Below are 16490 nucleotides of genomic sequence, written 5' to 3' on the forward strand. Positions count from 1 at the left end.
AGAGCCCCGGCCCGCTCGGCGCCGGGGCTCTCGCGCATCTGAGGGCTACTTCACACGCCACTCCAGGGCGTTGCCGCTGCCCGGCTGATACACCACCGTCTTCGGCCGGCTCCCCTTCGGCGCCTCGAACGGCACCCACCCCCGCGCGCACGCCCCCACCCGCACGGCCCGGTCCTGCGGGTACAGCGGCACCGACCACCACTGATCCCCCCAGGCGCTCAGCGGGGTCGCCGAGGTGTCGTCGGTGAACTCGATCGACCACGGCGCCCACGACACCGTGATCTGCTCCCCGGAGTTCTCGACGACGCAGACCTTCACCTCCAGCCCGATGTACTCGTAGCCGGCACGCTCGGGGAGACCGGGAACCACGGCGCGCAGGGGCTGACGAACCCGCAGGAGGGTGGCAGTGGCGAGGGAGTCGTCTCGCCGGGTCTCCTGCGTGCTGCCGAGCTTGCTCGGACCGCTTTGGGTCGGGGTGGGCGTGGGCGTCGGGCTCGGCTGCTCCAGAGGGACGGCGGGGGCGACCGACGGCGCCGCGGCTTCCGAACCGGAGCATCCGGTCACGAGGACAGCTAACAGGATGAAGGGGAAGACTCTCCGCATAGTGACTCCTGGTGAGAGATCGGGGGCGGAGAGTAGACGCCGATGGTCAAGGAAGGGTTGTCCGAAGAGCGGCGAACCGGGACAAGCCAAGTACCTGTCTACACACCTGTCCGTGCTAGTCCGTGACCCTGTAGGTCAATATGGAGGCGGAGGGCCGCACCCCTACCGTCAGACCGTGCGCGAGATTGATCATGATGCCGAGACGCCCGTGTACCGCCAGGTCGCTGACACCATCCGGCGGGACATCCAGACCGGCCAGTTCCAGCCGCGCCGCCCCCTACCCTCTGAGATTCACCTGCAGCAGCGCTTCGGAGTGGCCCGCGACACGGTCCGAAAAGCGATCAGCCACCTCGCCTCGCTCGGCCTGGTGCGCACAGTTCCCGGACGGGGAACGTTCGTGCGCGCGCCGGAGGTCACCGTGATCGCTCCGGAGCCGGGCATGCGCATCATCACACGGCCCCCTACGGACGCCGAGAGGGCGGAACTGGGCCTCGGAGAGGGCGTCTGGGTCCTGGTAGCCGAACGGGCCGACGGAGGCGTTGAGGTGCTTCCTGGGGACGCGGCGGAGATCCGGCTGGAATAGCGAGAGGCCCCCGCGGTGGAGCGGGGGCCTCTGCCCGGCCGCGAGGCGAGGGCGACTCCCCTGCGCGGCCGTACCGGGACCCTATGGGGTGTCGCTATTGCGGTCTACCCCTTGGTCTGTATCGGTCGGGTCTCTTGTCTACGTAATGCGACGGGCCGCGAGTTCCATGATCGTGCGCATCTCATGCGCAAAGATCTTGGAAAACGGTGACTCACACTGACGCACGCTGAAACATGACGTGTTGCATAACACCAGGTCAGAGCCTAGATCGACCCTTTGGCCAGCAGCGCGACGCACTCCACGTGGTGGGTCATCGGGAAGGCGTCGAAGGCGCGCAGGTCGGCGAGGCGGTAGCCGCCCTCGGCGAACCAGGCGAGATCACGGGCCAGGGTGGCCGGGTCGCAGGAGACGTACACGATCCGAGTGGCCTCAAGAGTGGTCACGCGGTCGACGACGTCGCGGCCCAGACCCGCCCGGGGCGGGTCGACGACGACCAGGTCCGCGCGCTCGATGCCGAAGCGGTCGAGGGCGTTCTCCACCCGCCCCCTGGCGAAGCGTGCCTGGGGGAGGTCACGGAGGTTACGCTCCGCGTCGCGGACGGCGACGGACTCGGACTCGACGCCGAACACGGCCCCCTCAGGGCCGACCGCCTCGGCGAGCCCGGCGGCGAACAGGCCGACGCCGCAGTAGAGGTCGAGGGCCCACTCGCCCGGCCGCGGCGCGGCGAACTTCAGGACCGCGTCGAGCAGGGTGGCGGCGGCGCCGGGGTGGACCTGCCAGAAACCGCTGCCGGTGACCTGGAAGTCGCGCTCGCCGACGCGCTCGACGAGATGGTTGCGGCCGTGGACGACCCGGCTGCGGCCCTTGCCCTCGTCGACGAAGACGGCCACGCTCGTGTCGAGGTCGGGTACGGCCACCGTGCGCCGGGGCTTGGGGGCGATCACGACCGCCTGGTCACCGGTGGAGGAGGCGATGACCTCGACCGAGGAGGCGTTGCGCCAGTTCATCACCTCGGCGCCGACGTTCTCGACCTCGGGGTGGGCGATCAGGCAGGCGTCCACCGGCTCGATGTCGTGGGAGCGGTGGCGGCGCAGGCCCAGCCCGCCCTCACGGTCGACGGCGAACTGGACGCGGGTACGCCAGCCGAGACCGTCGGGGGCGCCTGGGACCTCCTCGACGACGCCCTTCCAGTCGATTCCGCCCAGACGCTTGAGCTGCTCGGCCACCACGTCGGCCTTCAGGCGGCGCTGGGCCTCCAGGGAGGCGTGCTGCCAGTCGCAGCCGCCGCAGCGGCCGGGGCCCGCGAACGGGCAGGGCGGGCTCACCCGGTCGGCGGAGGGCTCCAGGATCTCGACGGCGTCGGCCCGCAGGAACCGGGAGGTCTCCTCGGTGATCTCAGCCATGACGCGCTCGCCGGGCAGCGCGTGCCGCACGAAGACGACCCGGCCGTCATGGCGCGCGACACACCAGCCACCGTGCGCAACCGGTCCCACCGTCAGTTCGATCATCATGGCCGTCGCCCCCAGAGAATTCGTCGTCGGTCGAGCCTCCTTGCGGTCAGGAGCGCATACGAAAGGTTATGCCTTGATGTCCTCGTCCCGGGCCGCCTCCCGGCGGGGACGGCGGACGGCGCCCGGCGCGAGAGGCTCGGGGCGGCCCTTGAGCCGGTCGGAGGAATGAAGCTGCCAGGGCACGCTGATGACCATCACGCCGGGCTGGAACAGCAGGCGGCCCTTCAGCCGCAGCGCGCTCTGGTTGTGCAGAATGTGCTCCCACCAGTGGCCGACGACGTACTCGGGGATGTAGACGCTCACCACGTCGCGGGGAGAACGGCGGCGCAGCGACTTGACGTACTCCAGGATCGGCCGGGTGATCTCGCGGTAGGGCGAGTCGAGCGTCTTCAGCGGCACCGGGATGCCGCGCCGCTCCCACTCCTCCTGCAGCTCTCTGGCCTCCGCGCCCTCCACGCCCACGGTGATCGCCTCAAGCTTGGAGGGGCGGGTGGCGCGGGCGTAGGCGAGAGCACGCAGGGTCGGCTTGTGGATCTTGGAGACCAGGACGATGGCGTGGTTGCGCGCGGGCAGTATCGACTCGTCCACCACCGAGTCGTCGGCGGCGAGTTCGCGGGCCACGTTCTCGTAATGGCGGTGGATGCCCTTCATCATCAGGAACAGCACCGGCATGGCCACGCAGACGATCCACGCCCCGTGGGTGAACTTGGTGAGCAGCACGACCACCAGCACCACACCGGTCATGACGCCGCCGAAGAAGTTGATGGTCCGCGAGCGGTACATCTGGTGGCGGACCTTCGGGTCGGTCTCGGTTCTCAGGTGCCGGCTCCAGTGCCGGACCATGCCGATCTGACTCAGCGTGAACGACACGAAGACGCCCACGATGTAGAGGTTGAGCAGGCGGCTGACGTCGGCCTCGAAGCCCCACAGCAGCAGGCAGGCCCCGGCCGCGAGGATCACGATGCCGTTGGAGAAGGCGAGCCGGTCGCCCCGGGTGTGCAGCTGGCGGGGCAGGTAGCGGTCCTGGGCCAGGATCGAGCCGAGCACGGGAAAGCCGTTGAAGGCGGTGTTGGCGGCGAGGAACAGGATCAGCGCGGTGACGGCCGAGATGACGAAGAAGGGCAGCGAGCCGTTTCCGAAGACCGCGTCGGCGACCTGGGAGATGATCGGCTGCTGGTAGTAGCCGGGCCCGGCGGGCCGCCCGTCGATGAGCACGTCCCGGAAGGCGACCGCGGGGTCGGCGACCTTGACCCCCGAGGCCAGGCCGAGAGAGATGATGCCGACGAACATCGTCACCGCGACCAGGCCCATCATCAGCAGCGTGGTCGCGGCGTTCTTGCTCTTGGGCTTGCGGAAGGCGGGCACGCCGTTACTGATCGCCTCGACGCCGGTGAGCGCGGCGCAGCCGGTGGAGAACGCGCGCAGGATCAGGAAGGCCGCCGCGAAGGAGGTCAGGTTGGACTGCTCGGCGACGATCTCGTACCCGGCGGTGGGCGCGCGCAGCTCGTCACCGAGGACGAGCACCCGGAAGCTTCCCCACACGATCAGGCCGAGGACGGCGAACATGAAGGCGTAGGTGGGGATCGCGAAGGCCGCGCCGGACTCCCGGATACCACGCAGGTTCACCAGGGTCAGCAGGACGACGATGGCGATCGCGACCAGCGGCTTGTGCTCGGCGACGTAGGGGATGGTGGCCCCCACGTAGTCGACGCCGTTGGCGACCGACACCGCGACGGTCAGCACGTAGTCGACCATCAGGGCGCTGGCGACGGTCAGACCGGCGTTCGGGCCGAGGTTGACCGTGGCGACCTCGTAGTCGCCACCCCCGCTGGGGTAGGCGTGCACGTTCTGCCGGTACGAGGCGACGACGGTGAGCATCACCACCACGACGGCGACGGCGACCCAGGGGCTGAAGTTGTAGAAGGAGACTCCGGCCAGCGAGAGGATGACGAGGATCTCCTGCGGGGCATAGGCCACCGAGGAGAGCGCGTCACTCGCGAAAACAGGTAGTGCGATGCGCTTGGGAAGCAGCTGCTCGTGTAACTGTGTGCTGCGTAGCGCACGCCCGATGAAAAGGCGTTTGACAAGGTCCGTCACCTTCGACACGTCTGCTGATGCTAGTCGCTATTACCCGGCTGCACCCACGCGGCGCTCCTGGGGGCGCCATACTGGCTGAATACATTGGGAATCAAGATCCGCCTCACAGCGACCGGCGGGGGAGCATGCATATCGTGATCATGGGGTGTGGCCGGGTGGGTTCGACTCTGGCGCACATTCTTGAGGACAGCGGCCACTCGGTCGCGATCATTGACCGTGACCCGCAGGCGTTTCGCCGCCTGCGGGCCGGGTTCCGGGGTCGCAGGGTCACCGGGATCGGCTTCGACCGGGACGTCCTGGAAGAGGCCGGCATCGAGGCCGCGGGCGCCTACGTGGCGGTGAGCAGTGGCGACAACTCGAACATCATCTCCGCCAGGGTCGCCCGCGAGACGTTCGGCGTGGACAACGTCGTGGCCAGGATCTACGACTCCCGGCGCGCCGAGGTCTACCAGCGGCTGGGCATCCCCACGGTGGCCACGGTCCGCTGGACCGCCGACCAGATCCTGCGCCGCGTCCTGCCCGAGGGTGCCGAGCCGCTCTGGCGCGACCCCAGCGGGCGCGTGGTGCTGATCGAGGTGGCCTACCATCCCGGCTGGATCGGCGCCCCGGTGCGAAGGCTGGAGGAGGCCGCGGGAACCCGCCTGGCGTTCATCAACCGGATCGGTGAGACCCTGCTGCCCAAGAACGACTCGGTGGTGCAGGAGGGGGACGTACTGCACGTCATGGCGGTCGAGGCGGACATGGACCGCATCAACAAGGTGCTGTCCGGAGCGCCGGAGGAGGAGCACTGATGCGCGTCACCATCGCCGGTGCGGGGGCGGTCGGCCGCTCGATCGCCGCCGAACTCCTGGAGAACGGCCACGAGGTCCTGCTCATCGACATCGACCCCAAGGCCATCAAGATCGACACCGTGCCGCGGGCGGAGTGGCTGCTCGCCGACGCCTGTGAGATCTCCTCGCTGGACGAGGCGGGCCTGGCCGACTGCCACGTGGTCGTCGCGGCCAGCGGCGACGACAAGGTCAACCTCGTGGTGTCGCTGCTCGCCAAGACGGAGTACGGCGTGCCGCGCGTGGTCGCCAGGATCAACCACCCCAAGAACGAGTGGCTGTTCAACGAGTCGTGGGGCGTCGACGTGGCCGTCTCGACCCCGCGCCTGCTGAGCGCGCTGGTGGAGGAGGCGGTCAGCGTCGGCGACCTGGTGCGCCTGATGACCTTCCGCCAGGGCCAGGCCAACCTGGTCGAGCTCACCCTGCCCGAGGACGCGCCGGTCGTCGGCCACCGTGCCGGCTCGGTGCCGTGGCCGAACGACACCGCCCTGGTCGCGATCCTGCGCGAGGGCCGGGTGCTGGTGCCCACCGCGGACGACCCGCTGGAGGCTGGCGACGAGCTGATGTTCGTGGCCAGCCAGGAGGTCGAGGAGGAGCTGGCCGAACTCCTGTCCCCGCACCGCGCGCCGCGCTGAGCGGAAAGGCTTCGGACCGGCATGCCGGTCCGAAGCCCGATCACCGGTCAGCGGCGTCCGTGCGGGGCCGGGAACCGCGGAGCGGGGCGGACCCGCCGCTCAGGAGGCCGCGGGCCGCACTGGGGTCCGGCCACGGGCCAGGAGCCACACCATGGCGGCGAGCGCCGCGACCTGGAGCGGCCAGCCCATCGCGATCTTGAGAATGCCCAGCTCGGCGACCGCGTCGTCCCTGCCGATCAGGTAGACGGGGAGCTGCACCGCCACCCGGACCACGCACGGGATCATCAGCAGCCAGGTGAGCCTGGTGCACAGCCTCACCACGGCCGGATCCGCGCGCCACGCGGTCGGGTCACCGGTGACGGACCCGATGAGGAACCCCACCACCGGCCATCGGGTGACGATGGACAGCAGCATCACCACGGAGTAGCCGGCGTTGTAGAGGATGCCGGGCAGGAAGACGTCCTCCGCCTGGCCGGTGCGGGAGGCGAAGAACGCGCCGATGCCGATGCCGATCAGGCTGTTGATCACGAACTGCGGCGTCGAGCGTCGCACCAGCCGCACGACGAGCAGCAGCACCGCGGCCGAGATACTGACGATCAGGGAGCGCTTCAGGTCGGAGGTGGCGATCCACATGCCGGTGAAGGCGATGGTGGGCACGGCGGCCTCGATGACGCCCCGCACCCCGCCGAACGCCTTGGCAAGCTGGCTGCGGATCGCGGCCTCGACCGTGTCGTGCGCGGCGGTCTCGCCGGTGGTGGTCATCTTCTCGCTCACCGTTCCGTGGTCATCGATCGCTCACGCACCGCCTGCCGGGCGCAGCTCGTATCTGGGGTTGAACATGACTTTTCGCCCATCCTGGATGCTGACCAGCCCTTCGGCCAGCACCAGACGGCCAGGCTCGATGCCCGCGATCTTCCTGCGGCCCAGCCAGATCAGATCGATCACATCGGAACCGTCGTAGAGCTCCGCCTCCAGCGCGGGAGCGCCCCCGCGAGGGCGCAGCGTCACCGTCCGCAGAGTACCGCTCACGCAGAAGCGTCGGCGCCCGCCACACGAGACGATGGGCGTGGCGCCTTGGCGGTCGAGGTCCTGCTGAAGCTCGTCGGCCTCCAGCTCGGCCTGGCCTGCGGTCAGTCGGCGAAAGAAGCCTCGCAGACCGCTCTGTTTATGCGGTTCCTGAGAACCCACGGACCTCTCCTTCACGTACGAGTCGAATCAGCGTACGCGATCCGGCCTCTCAGCGGATCTCCGCGATCTCCGGCCCCCGGTCGAACGGGTTGAGATCGGGCCCCTTGCCCCCTGCGGCCTGCTGCTCCACGGCCTGCCTGGCCTCGGGGGGCAGCCGGAGCTCGATCGCCTCCTTGGGGGCCATCGGCTCGTCGCCGCGTACCACGACTATGTCCCGGACGACACCCTCCAGCGTCTCGGCCACCTCGGCGTCCTGCGCGGCGCGCCCGCTGATCACCGCACGCAGGAACCAGCGCGGCCCGTCCACCCCGATGTAGCGGACCGGCTGCTCGACGCCCTCGGCGGGGATTCTGGCGGCCAGCTCGACACCGAACGCGCCCTCCCGCTCCTCGGCGGTGCCTCCGGCGCTCTTCACCCCCTCGACCAGCTCGGCCCTGACCTCGTCCCAGATCCCGCTCCGCTTGGGCGCCGCGAAGGCGTGCACCTGCAGAGCGCTCTCGTTGAACAGGACCACCGCACCGACGATCTGGTCACCGGCCAGGTTGAGCTGGACCTCGAAACCGGGGCCGACCGGCAGGCGCATGCCTCCGAGGTCGACCCGCTCCCGCTCGGGGTAGGGCTCGTCGGCGTCCCACGGGCCCGACTCCCGCGCCGGGACCTGCGGGGCCTCGTCCACTGCGGCCTTGGCGGCCGGGGACTCCTCACGACGGTGACGTCGGAACATTTTCCTCACGCTCCTTGAAGTTTCGCTGGTAACTCATCCCCCGCCGGATACGACGGCGGGTGGCCTCCGGGGCCGAAGGTGCGCCCAGGTTCCGGATCATCGTCCGCCACCTCCTTCACCTCGTCGGACTCACTCCCTGTCAGCGGCCCGTGGACCCGAACCCGTCCGCGCCTCGCGCCGATCCGGACAACCGGTCCACCTCTAAGAACGCCGCCCTCTCCACCTTCTGGATCACCAGCTGCGCGATCCGGTCCCCCCTGCGCAACCGCACGGTGTCCTTGGTGTCGGTGTTGAGCAGCGTCACTCTGATCTCGCCCCGGTATCCCGCGTCCACGGTGCCGGGCGCGTTGACGAGCGTCACGCCGTACTTGGCGGCCAGGCCCGAGCGCGGGTGGACGAACGCGGCATACCCATCAGGCAGGGCGATCGCCAGCCCGGTGCCGACCACGGCCCGCTCTCCGGGGAGGAGTTCGACGTCCTCGGCGGCGTGCAGGTCGGCACCCGCGTCGCCCGGGTGGGCGTACGACGGCGGCGGCAGGTCGGCGTCGAGCCGGTGGATCGGCACCTCGACGGTGTGGGTCACGGGTTCACCTCGTACTCGTGGTGCTCGTCGATGATCGCCTGGGCGTCACCGTGCTCGGCGAAGTGCTCCATGCCCACCTCGATGAAGAGCGCTGCGGCCCGCACGGCGACCGGGCCGTCCGGGGAACCGATACGGCCCTCAGCCTCAAGGTACGCCTTCCTGCCCGACATGCCGTTGCACCAGGCGCGCATGTGCAGGACGGTACCGACCGGAACCGGGGCGAGATAGTCGGTCTCCAGCCTCGCGGTGACGTAGGGGCGCTGGAAGAGCCAGACCAGCATGCCGATGACCTCGTCCATCGCCGTGGCGAGCACGCCGCCGTGCGCCAGGCCCGGCGCACCCTGGTGTGCCGTTCCCACGGTGAACGTGGCGATCACCGTGATCCCGTCGGGGGTGACGGCGGTCAGCCGCAGGCCGGTCGGGTGGTCCTCACCGCAGCCGAAACAGCGGCTGTAGTGGGAACCGAGGGCGGCGCCGGGGGCGGGCCCGCCGGGGAGTGGCCGTGGCAGGACGGCATCTGGCGGAGGGGTGGTCAAGGTGGAACGAGTCACGGGGCAGAACGTTACTCCCTGGGCTGCGGTGATTCCTCATCCACCGGCTTTCCCGCCTCCGCGGCAGGCCCCGCCCCGCCCGCCTTGGGCCCCGCCCCGCCCGCCTCGCCGGGATCGGGATGCGGCGAGGCCGGTGGCAGGGCGAGCGGTTCGTCACTGCTGAGCTCGGGCAGCGCCCGGTAGATCACGGCGGCCACCGGCACCGCCACCGCGGCCCCGGCGATACCCGCCAGGATGCCGCCCACGGCCAGCACCAGGATGATCGCCAGTGGGTGGAAGTGGAGCACCCTGCCGACGATCAGCGGCTGGAGCACGTGGTTCTCCAGCTGCTGCTCCACGATCAGGATGCCGATGAAGATCAGAGCGTAGATCGGCCCCTTGGCGCCGAGGGTGACCAGGGTGGCCACGGCACCGGCGAAGAAGATGCCGACGATGGGGATGAAGCTGGCCAGGAAGATCAGTACCGCGAGCGCCGCCCAGAGCGGCACCCCCATCCCGGCGAGCACGATGCCCATGACCACGCCGTGCACGGCGGCCACCGCGACCGTGCCCTGCACGTAGTGCGAGAGCGTCACCCAGGCGGTCCGCCCGGCCCTGTCGACGCGCGGCGCGACCTCGCCGAACCCCTTCAGGAACCACGACCAGATCCGGTCGCCGTCCTTGAGCATGAAGAAGGTCACGAACAGCAGCAGCACGATGGAGGCCAGCACCTCCAGCGCCACCGTGGCGCCGGTGAGGACCGTCTGGGTGATCTCGTTGCGCTGGTTGGTCATCTGCTTGCCGATCTCGTCGACCCAGCTGCTGATCTGGGTCGGCTGCAGATGCAGGGGCCCGGTGTAGAGCCAGTTCTCGACGTCCTTGGCCGTCTGGCGCACCTGGTCGACGAGGCCGGGGAACTCCTCGTTGGCACGCGCCCCGATGATCCAGCCGGTGCCGCCGAGCACGGCGAGCGCGATGATCATGGTGACCCAGGTGGCGTAGATGGGCCGCATGCCCATCGCGCGAAGCCGCCTGGTGATCGGGAACAGCAGCGCGGTCAGCAGGAGCGCGATGGCCACCGGCAGCATCACGATGCGCAACGTCGCGATGAACTGGGCGAAGTAGAAGACGGCCCAGCCGATGATGATCAGGCAGAGGCTCCACATCGCGAGACGCAGCAACGTACGAGGTACCAGGTTCGTCAGGCGCTCCCGATCTGATATCACACCTTCCAGACTGTCACGCCGGGAAGGAAAACGCGCGAGGGTTGTCGCTCTGACACGAGGAGGAGTGGCCCGGCCACCCGGCCGGGCCACCCGGTGTGCTGTCGGGGGTCGGCGCCCGCCCGGTCAGGGGCCGGCGCTCACCCGCTGGATTCAGCGCTCACCCGGCGGGCGGGAGATCACCCTGTCCTCGAGGTAGCAGCTGCAGTTGCCACATCCTGGCGGCATGCCTGTCCTCCCCTCACCTGTCCTGCCTCGACCGTACGGCAGGATCCCCCGACGGAAAGGACAGATTCGCGTGCGCGCCGTCTCCTCGCTCTCCTGGCGGCCGGAGCGTACGGCTTCCAGGCCGCCCCGGCATGGGCACGGTCACCGTTCTGTCATGCCTCGCCATGGCTTCACGCGATATGGCGCTCGGGGAGACTAGTGTTCTTGATGCGGACAGAAAACGGGAGGACCACATGGCCGACAAGAGCGAGAAGCAGGACATGGCGTGGCGAGCCATCGGTGGCCTGCTCGGTCTCGTCACCGCCTGGAGCGCCAAGAAGGTCATCGGGTTCGCCTGGGAGAAGAGCACCGGTAAGAAGCCGCCCGCCGACAGCGAGTCGCCGGACATCAGCCTCGGCGAGGCGATCGGCTACGCCGTGGTGATGGGGGTCGGCATGCAGGTGGCGCAGATCGTGGTCGCCCGCAGCGCCAAGAAGCGCTACGACGCGTGGAAATCCCTGAAGGGGGCGGCCAAGGACGCCACCGGCTGACGGCCGGCGAACGCCGCGGACCCGCCCCCGGCCCCGCCGGGGGCGGCTGAAGAGCCTGGCGACGGGTCAGGACGACTCGAGCGAGGTGAGAAACTCCCTCGCCCAGCGGTCCACGTCATAGGTGGACACCCTCCGGCGCAGTGAGCGCATCCGGCGCGACAGGTCGTGCGGGGTCGCCCGCATCGCGGTCAGCATGATCCGCTTGAGGCCGTCGACGTCGTAGGGATTGACCATGAACGCCTGACGCAGCTCGTCGGCCGCCCCGGCGAACTCGCTGAGCACCAGCGCGCCGCGCAGGTCGTTGCGGCAGGCGACGTACTCCTTGGCGACCAGGTTCATCCCGTCACGCAATGGTGTGACCATCATCACATCCGCCGCGAGATAGAGCGCGGCGAGCTCGTCGCGGCCGTACGACTGGTGCAGGTACTGCACGGGCTGCTGCCCGAGCTCTCCCTGCTCGCCGTTGATCCGCCCGACCTGGAGCTCGATCGAGTCGCGCAGCCGCATGTACTCCTCGACCCGCTCCCGGCTCGGCGTGGCGATCTGCACGAACGCCGCCTCGCCCGGTTTGATCGTTTTCTCCGCGAGCAGTTCCCCGAACGCCTTCAGGCGCTGGCCGATGCCCTTGGTGTAGTCGAGCCTGTCGACGCCGAGCAGTATGCACTCGGGGTCGCCCAGTTCCCTGCGGATCTCCCTGGCCCTGGAGATGATGTGCGGCTCGCGGACCAGCGAGTCGAGCTCGCCGAAGTCGACGGAGATGGGGAAGGCCCCGGCGCGCACCACCCGGCCGTCCACGTAGATCTCGTGCTTGTGGTGCTGGAGGCCGAGCAGGTGGCGGCAGAGCCGGATGAAGTTGGACGCGCCACCGGGACGCTGGAAGCCGACCATGTCCGCGCCGAGCAGTCCCTCCAGGATCTCGCGCCGCCACGGGAGCTGGACGAACAGCTCTATCGGCGGGAAGGGGATGTGCAGGAAGAAACCGATGCGCAGGTCGGGGCGGAGCTTGCGCAGCATGGCCGGGACCAGCTGGAGCTGGTAGTCCTGGATCCACACGACCGCGTTCTCCGCGGCCTCCTCGGCGGCGGCCTGGGCGAAGCGCTCGTTGACCACGCGGTAGGAGTCCCAGGTGACCCGCGAGTAGATGGGGGTGGCGACCACGTCGTGGTAAAGGGGCCAGAGTGTGGCGTTGGAGAAACCCTCGTAGTAGAGCTCGACCTCGTGCTCGGACAGCGGGACGGGGACGAGTTGCATGCCGTCGTGTTCGAAGGGTTCGAGCTGTTCGCCGGGGGCCCCGTGCCAGCCGATCCAGGCCCCTTCCCTGCGCTGCAGGACCGGGGCGATCGCGGTGACGAGGCCGCCGGGGCTGCGCCGCCACATGTCCTCCCCCACCCGGTCGACGGGGAGACGATTGGCGACGATCACGAACGTACTGCGGCCCGGCACAAATTCCTCCAGGTAGTCGGGGGCTTACTGAATTAACTACCCGTTTGAGGAGTTTCTATGGCTTTCCAGGTGGAAGGGCACGATGAACCCTCAGATCACTCCGTACCATCTCGCCGAGCTTCCTGGTGGTGGCGCGGTTGAGGGCTCCTCCCGCCACGGCGCCGGTGAGGAAGGGGCCCAAGGTGGTGAGGTGGCGCCCGAGAGTGCGCATCAGCCTGTTGCGCAGGGCGGTCCTGGTCGCGGTGCCGAGCGCGACGGTCATCGTTCCCGGGGACATGGGGTCGACACCGCGCTGTCTGGACCAGGCCGCCGCGAAGGCCATGGCCCGCTGGGAACCGTTGCCGGGCACCTGTATCCCGTACACCTCATGGAGCTCGGCGATGAGCTTGACCTCGATCGCGGCGACGACGAGGGTCTCGGCCACGAGCTGGGCGGGGGCGGAGAGCAGCAGGGGAGGGGCGGCGAACTGGGCCGCGGCGACGGCCCCGCCGATGGCTCCGACCGTCATGGTGGCCTTGGCCGCGGTGCGCACCAGGTCGTCGGCCAGCGCCTCGGCGGTGAGGCCGTGGTGGTGCTCGGAGAGGGTGTGCAGGTCCCGGATGGGAATGCGGGGCGCCACGGCCATGAACACGTCGGTCAGCCAGCGGCCCCGGCCCGCCCCCGACTCCCTGGCCTTCTTCGCCCTCCGGGTCAGTGCTTTCGTGAGGCGGCCGAGCAGCTTTCGCCGCTCGGCCCCATCCATGTCACCCGGCTCCGCGAGCCGGCCGACGATCTCAGCCACCTCCCGATCAGGCGCGCCGTCCGACTCCTCGGCAGTGGAGTCGTCCGGCGCCGCGTCGGTCCGCCTGTTCTCTGACGTCATGTCTCGGAACCTCCTCAAGGCTGTCCTGGGCCCCTATCCCATGGCTGGAAGAGCACACCCCGAACAGGCCATCGGAATTATCGTCAAGCCGCGCATTCCCGGCATATCTGCTGACCGTTCTTCTCAACGGCGAGCTGACTGCGGTGGTGCACCAAGAAGCAGCGCGCGCAGGTGAACTCGTCGGCCTGACGAGGAATCACCCGGAGCGAGAGCTCCTCGTTTGACAGGTCCGCGCCCGGCAGTTCGAGCGACTCGGCGAGATCCGTCTCGTCGATGTCGATGCTGCCCGAGGACTTGTCGGTACGGCGGGCCTGCAGTTCCTGAAGACTGTCCTCACTGAGGTCGTCGTCGGTCTTGCGTGGGCTGTCGTAATCGGTAGCCATCGGTCTGCTCCATCCCCCTCATCTATCTGTGTGCGCTCACTCGCGCGTGTGTAACGTTCGAGAGGCACGACTTGTGCCCGATCTGCCGACGAGATTCCTGCTTCGGTACCCTGCCGGAATGGTCACTGAACCTCCCTACACGTGAGGGACGTACTGCCAATGGCCACGGTTAGCCAAATATGGCGTAAACCACAGCATCGGCGGCATGCACCACCGTGTTCGACGGCACATCCAACCACATGTACGGCGTGAACGAGACGCCCCCCGCCGGATCAGCGCGCCTGAAGTCGCACGGTGACCACCAGACCTCCTCCGTCCCTGGGGATGGCGGTCACGTTGCCCCCATGAGCCCGCACCACCGCGCGGACGATGGAAAGCCCGAGCCCCGCGCCCTTGTCGGAGTCGACCCGGTCGGCGTTGAGCCGCCGGAACGGCTCGAAAAGACTGTTCACCTCGTACGCGGGGACATGCGGCCCCGTGTTGGCCACCTGAACAATCAGCGCACCCTCCACCATTCCCGTCCTGACCCACAGACGTCCGGACTCGGGGAGGTTGTGCTTGATGGCGTTCTCCACCAGGTTGGCCACGCAGCGCTCCAGGAGCACCGGATCACCGACGGTCTCGGCACTGCGGAGCTCGGTGATCACGGTGACCCCGGCCTCCGCGGCCCGCGTGGTGAGCTGGTCGACGGCCGTCTCGGCCACGTCCTTCATGTCCACCGGCTTGCGCACGCTCAGCTCGCGCTCGCTCCGCGCCAGCAGCAGCAGTCCCTCGATCAGGCGTTCGTTGCGGGCGTTGACCTCCAGGAGGGTGCGGCCCAGTGCCTTGAGATCGCCCGACGCCTCCGGGTCGCCCAGCGCGATCTCCAGGACCGTCCGGTTGATCGTCAGCGGGGTGCGGAGCTCGTGCGAGGCGTTGGCCACGAATCTTCGCTGTGTGTCGAAGGCCACATTGAGCCTGGTGAGCATCTCGTCGAAGGTGTCGGCCAGTTCCTTCAGCTCGTCGTCGGGCCCCTTGAGATCGATCCGCTCGTGGGCGAGCGTGGAGCCCGACAGCTTACGAGCCGTGGCGGTCATCTGCTGGATCGGCTTGAGCGCCCGGTCGGCGACGATGTAGCCGATGATGACCGCCAGGATGCCGACCCCCAGCAGGGCCAGCAGCGAGCGGGCCAGCAGTTCCTTCTGCGCTCCGGCGATCGCGGCGTGCTGGTACCAGTACCACTGCTGCTCGTACCGGCGCGCCTGGTCGGGGGGCATCACCCCGTTCAGGTCGAGCGGGAACTGCGGCCACACGTCGTTGAGCGCCCAGCCCACCATCAGGTAGATCACGACCATGAGCAGGGCACCCGCGGTGAAGAACAGCGTCGCGTAGGTGATGGTCAGCCGCCAGCGGATGCTGATCCGGTCCACGATCGCCTGCAGCCGGCTCAGCAGGGTGTGATCGGTCGGCGCCGTGCCCGCCGGGGGCGGACCGTCCCACGCGGGCGGGCCGGTCGGCGGCGGGGGCTGCTCGCCCGGCTTCCCCTCCTTCTCCGGCGGTCCCGACGCGAGCTGCTCGCTCTTCCAGGCGCCCCGCTCGGAGTGCGGGCTGATCATCGGGTGGGTCGGCACGGACCCCCGGTCCTCGTCCGCAGGGACGAACGTGGGACGTTCCTCTCCCCCGCCTGCCGGAGCGCTCACAACCTGTACCCGACCCCTGGCACCGTCTCGATCACCTGGGGCTCGCCCAGTTTCTTTCTCAGCGTCATCATGGTGACGCGCACCACGTTGGTGAACGGGTCGATGTTCTCGTCCCACGCCTTGTCCAGCAGGTCCTCCTGACTGACGACCGCGCCCTCGGCGCGCATCAGCTCCTCCAGGACCGCGAACTCCTTCTTGGTGAGCGCGATCTCCGCGCCGTCCCTGGTCACCAGCCGTTTGCCCGGATCCAGGCGGACCCCCGCCCGCTCCAGCACCGGCGGCAGCGCCGGGGCGGAGCGGCGGCCGAGCGCCCGCACCCGCGCGACGAGCTCGATGAACACGAAGGGCTTGGCCAGATAGTCGTCGGCGCCCAGCCCCAGCCCCTCCACCTTGTCGTCGACGTCGCCCGAGGCGGTCAGCATGAGGATCCGCGACGCGGTACGGGAGGCCACCAGCCGGCGGCAGACCTCGTCACCGTGGACCTTGGGCAGGTCCCGGTCCAGGACGATGACGTCGTAGTCGATGTAGCCCGTCCGCTCCAGCGCGCCGGCGCCGTCGTAGGCCACGTCCACGGCCATCGCCTCGCGCCGGAGCCCGGTCGCGATCGCGTCGGCGAGCACCCGCTCGTCCTCGACCACAAGCACTCGCACGGCTTATGGCACCTCCCGTCACATTCCATGAGCAGCCGCTGGAACGGCCCCTCATTCTTGCCCCATCCCCTGTAAGCACACGGTAAGGCCCTCCCAGGGGTAGACACTCCGTGTGATGTCGGAAACACACAGGTTTAGCCACTGGGCCACCGTGGGTACAGCCGGTTCCAGTCTCTATCGCGGTACCTTCCGCCCCCATGCGCCCGTGAGA

At 69.1% G+C, this 16490-nt stretch carries 18 protein-coding genes; 4 read left to right on the forward strand and 14 right to left on the reverse strand.

The window, feature by feature from the left end:
• Nucleotides 1-45 precede the first annotated feature (45 nt).
• Nucleotides 46-564, reverse strand: a complete 519-nt coding sequence (locus ABT061_RS16010) for a hypothetical protein (RefSeq protein WP_350917411.1) — start codon at nucleotides 562-564, stop codon at nucleotides 46-48.
• 214 nt (nucleotides 565-778) lie between these two features.
• Between ABT061_RS16010 and ABT061_RS16015 the strand changes: the two genes are divergently transcribed.
• Complete coding sequence (locus tag ABT061_RS16015; protein WP_350917414.1) at nucleotides 779-1186, forward strand: GntR family transcriptional regulator; 408 nt, start codon at nucleotides 779-781, stop codon at nucleotides 1184-1186.
• Between the two features lie 263 nt (nucleotides 1187-1449).
• On the opposite strand, the gene ABT061_RS16020 is transcribed toward ABT061_RS16015, so the two are convergent.
• A complete protein-coding gene (locus tag ABT061_RS16020; protein WP_350917417.1) occupies nucleotides 1450-2697 on the reverse strand; it encodes a class I SAM-dependent RNA methyltransferase in 1248 nt (415 codons plus the stop codon).
• A 66-nt stretch (nucleotides 2698-2763) separates the two neighbouring features.
• The gene (locus ABT061_RS16025) at nucleotides 2764-4803 is read right to left on the reverse strand and encodes an APC family permease (RefSeq protein WP_350917420.1); all 2040 of its coding nucleotides are present in this window, start codon (nucleotides 4801-4803) and stop codon (nucleotides 2764-2766) included.
• A gap of 116 nt (nucleotides 4804-4919) precedes the next feature.
• Between ABT061_RS16025 and ABT061_RS16030 the strand changes: the two genes are divergently transcribed.
• Nucleotides 4920-5585: a potassium channel family protein gene (locus ABT061_RS16030; protein WP_350917423.1), complete on the forward strand. Its 666-nt coding sequence runs from the start codon at nucleotides 4920-4922 to the stop codon at nucleotides 5583-5585.
• Nucleotides 5585-6256: a potassium channel family protein gene (locus ABT061_RS16035; protein WP_030914802.1), complete on the forward strand. Its 672-nt coding sequence runs from the start codon at nucleotides 5585-5587 to the stop codon at nucleotides 6254-6256. The genes ABT061_RS16030 and ABT061_RS16035 overlap by 1 nt, the downstream gene beginning before the upstream one ends.
• Nucleotides 6257-6355: 99 nt before the next feature.
• Here ABT061_RS16035 and ABT061_RS16040 read toward each other — a convergent pair whose 3' ends face one another.
• From ABT061_RS16040 to ABT061_RS16065, 6 genes are all read right to left on the reverse strand, one after another.
• Nucleotides 6356-7018 (reverse strand): DUF3159 domain-containing protein, encoded by a 663-nt coding sequence (locus tag ABT061_RS16040; protein ID WP_350917826.1) that lies wholly within the window; start codon nucleotides 7016-7018, stop codon nucleotides 6356-6358.
• 33 nt (nucleotides 7019-7051) lie between these two features.
• Nucleotides 7052-7444, reverse strand: a complete 393-nt coding sequence (locus tag ABT061_RS16045; protein ID WP_030914810.1) for an OB-fold nucleic acid binding domain-containing protein — start codon at nucleotides 7442-7444, stop codon at nucleotides 7052-7054.
• A gap of 49 nt (nucleotides 7445-7493) precedes the next feature.
• Nucleotides 7494-8168 (reverse strand): DUF3710 domain-containing protein, encoded by a 675-nt coding sequence (locus tag ABT061_RS16050; RefSeq protein ID WP_350917427.1) that lies wholly within the window; start codon nucleotides 8166-8168, stop codon nucleotides 7494-7496.
• Nucleotides 8169-8307: 139 nt separating this feature from the next.
• Nucleotides 8308-8751 (reverse strand): dUTP diphosphatase, encoded by a 444-nt coding sequence (dut, locus tag ABT061_RS16055; RefSeq protein WP_350917430.1) that lies wholly within the window; start codon nucleotides 8749-8751, stop codon nucleotides 8308-8310.
• A complete protein-coding gene (locus ABT061_RS16060; protein WP_350917433.1) occupies nucleotides 8748-9302 on the reverse strand; it encodes a PaaI family thioesterase in 555 nt (184 codons plus the stop codon). The genes dut and ABT061_RS16060 overlap by 4 nt, the downstream gene beginning before the upstream one ends.
• A gap of 11 nt (nucleotides 9303-9313) precedes the next feature.
• Complete coding sequence (locus ABT061_RS16065) at nucleotides 9314-10462, reverse strand: AI-2E family transporter (protein ID WP_350917436.1); 1149 nt, start codon at nucleotides 10460-10462, stop codon at nucleotides 9314-9316.
• A 503-nt stretch (nucleotides 10463-10965) separates the two neighbouring features.
• Between ABT061_RS16065 and ABT061_RS16070 the strand changes: the two genes are divergently transcribed.
• Complete coding sequence (locus ABT061_RS16070; RefSeq protein WP_350917439.1) at nucleotides 10966-11262, forward strand: DUF4235 domain-containing protein; 297 nt, start codon at nucleotides 10966-10968, stop codon at nucleotides 11260-11262.
• Nucleotides 11263-11328: 66 nt separating this feature from the next.
• On the opposite strand, the gene ABT061_RS16075 is transcribed toward ABT061_RS16070, so the two are convergent.
• The 5 genes from ABT061_RS16075 to ABT061_RS16095 all read right to left on the reverse strand — a co-directional run bounded on the left by ABT061_RS16075 (nucleotide 11329) and on the right by ABT061_RS16095 (nucleotide 16279).
• Nucleotides 11329-12705 carry an alpha,alpha-trehalose-phosphate synthase (UDP-forming) gene (locus tag ABT061_RS16075; RefSeq protein WP_350917442.1) on the reverse strand — a complete coding sequence of 459 codons (1377 nt, stop codon included), beginning with the start codon at nucleotides 12703-12705 and terminating at the stop codon, nucleotides 11329-11331.
• A 55-nt stretch (nucleotides 12706-12760) separates the two neighbouring features.
• A complete protein-coding gene (locus ABT061_RS16080; protein WP_350917445.1) occupies nucleotides 12761-13567 on the reverse strand; it encodes a hypothetical protein in 807 nt (268 codons plus the stop codon).
• Nucleotides 13568-13650: 83 nt separating this feature from the next.
• Entirely contained in the window at nucleotides 13651-13950 is a 300-nt protein-coding gene (locus ABT061_RS16085) for a DUF4193 domain-containing protein (RefSeq protein ID WP_030914836.1), read from the reverse strand.
• A gap of 272 nt (nucleotides 13951-14222) precedes the next feature.
• Complete coding sequence (locus ABT061_RS16090; RefSeq protein ID WP_350917829.1) at nucleotides 14223-15545, reverse strand: sensor histidine kinase; 1323 nt, start codon at nucleotides 15543-15545, stop codon at nucleotides 14223-14225.
• A gap of 80 nt (nucleotides 15546-15625) precedes the next feature.
• Complete coding sequence (locus ABT061_RS16095) at nucleotides 15626-16279, reverse strand: response regulator transcription factor (protein WP_350917449.1); 654 nt, start codon at nucleotides 16277-16279, stop codon at nucleotides 15626-15628.
• Between the last annotated feature and the right edge of the window lie 211 nt (nucleotides 16280-16490).

Source organism: Streptosporangium sp. NPDC002544, assembly GCF_040295965.1.
GTDB lineage: Bacteria > Actinomycetota > Actinomycetes > Streptosporangiales > Streptosporangiaceae > Streptosporangium.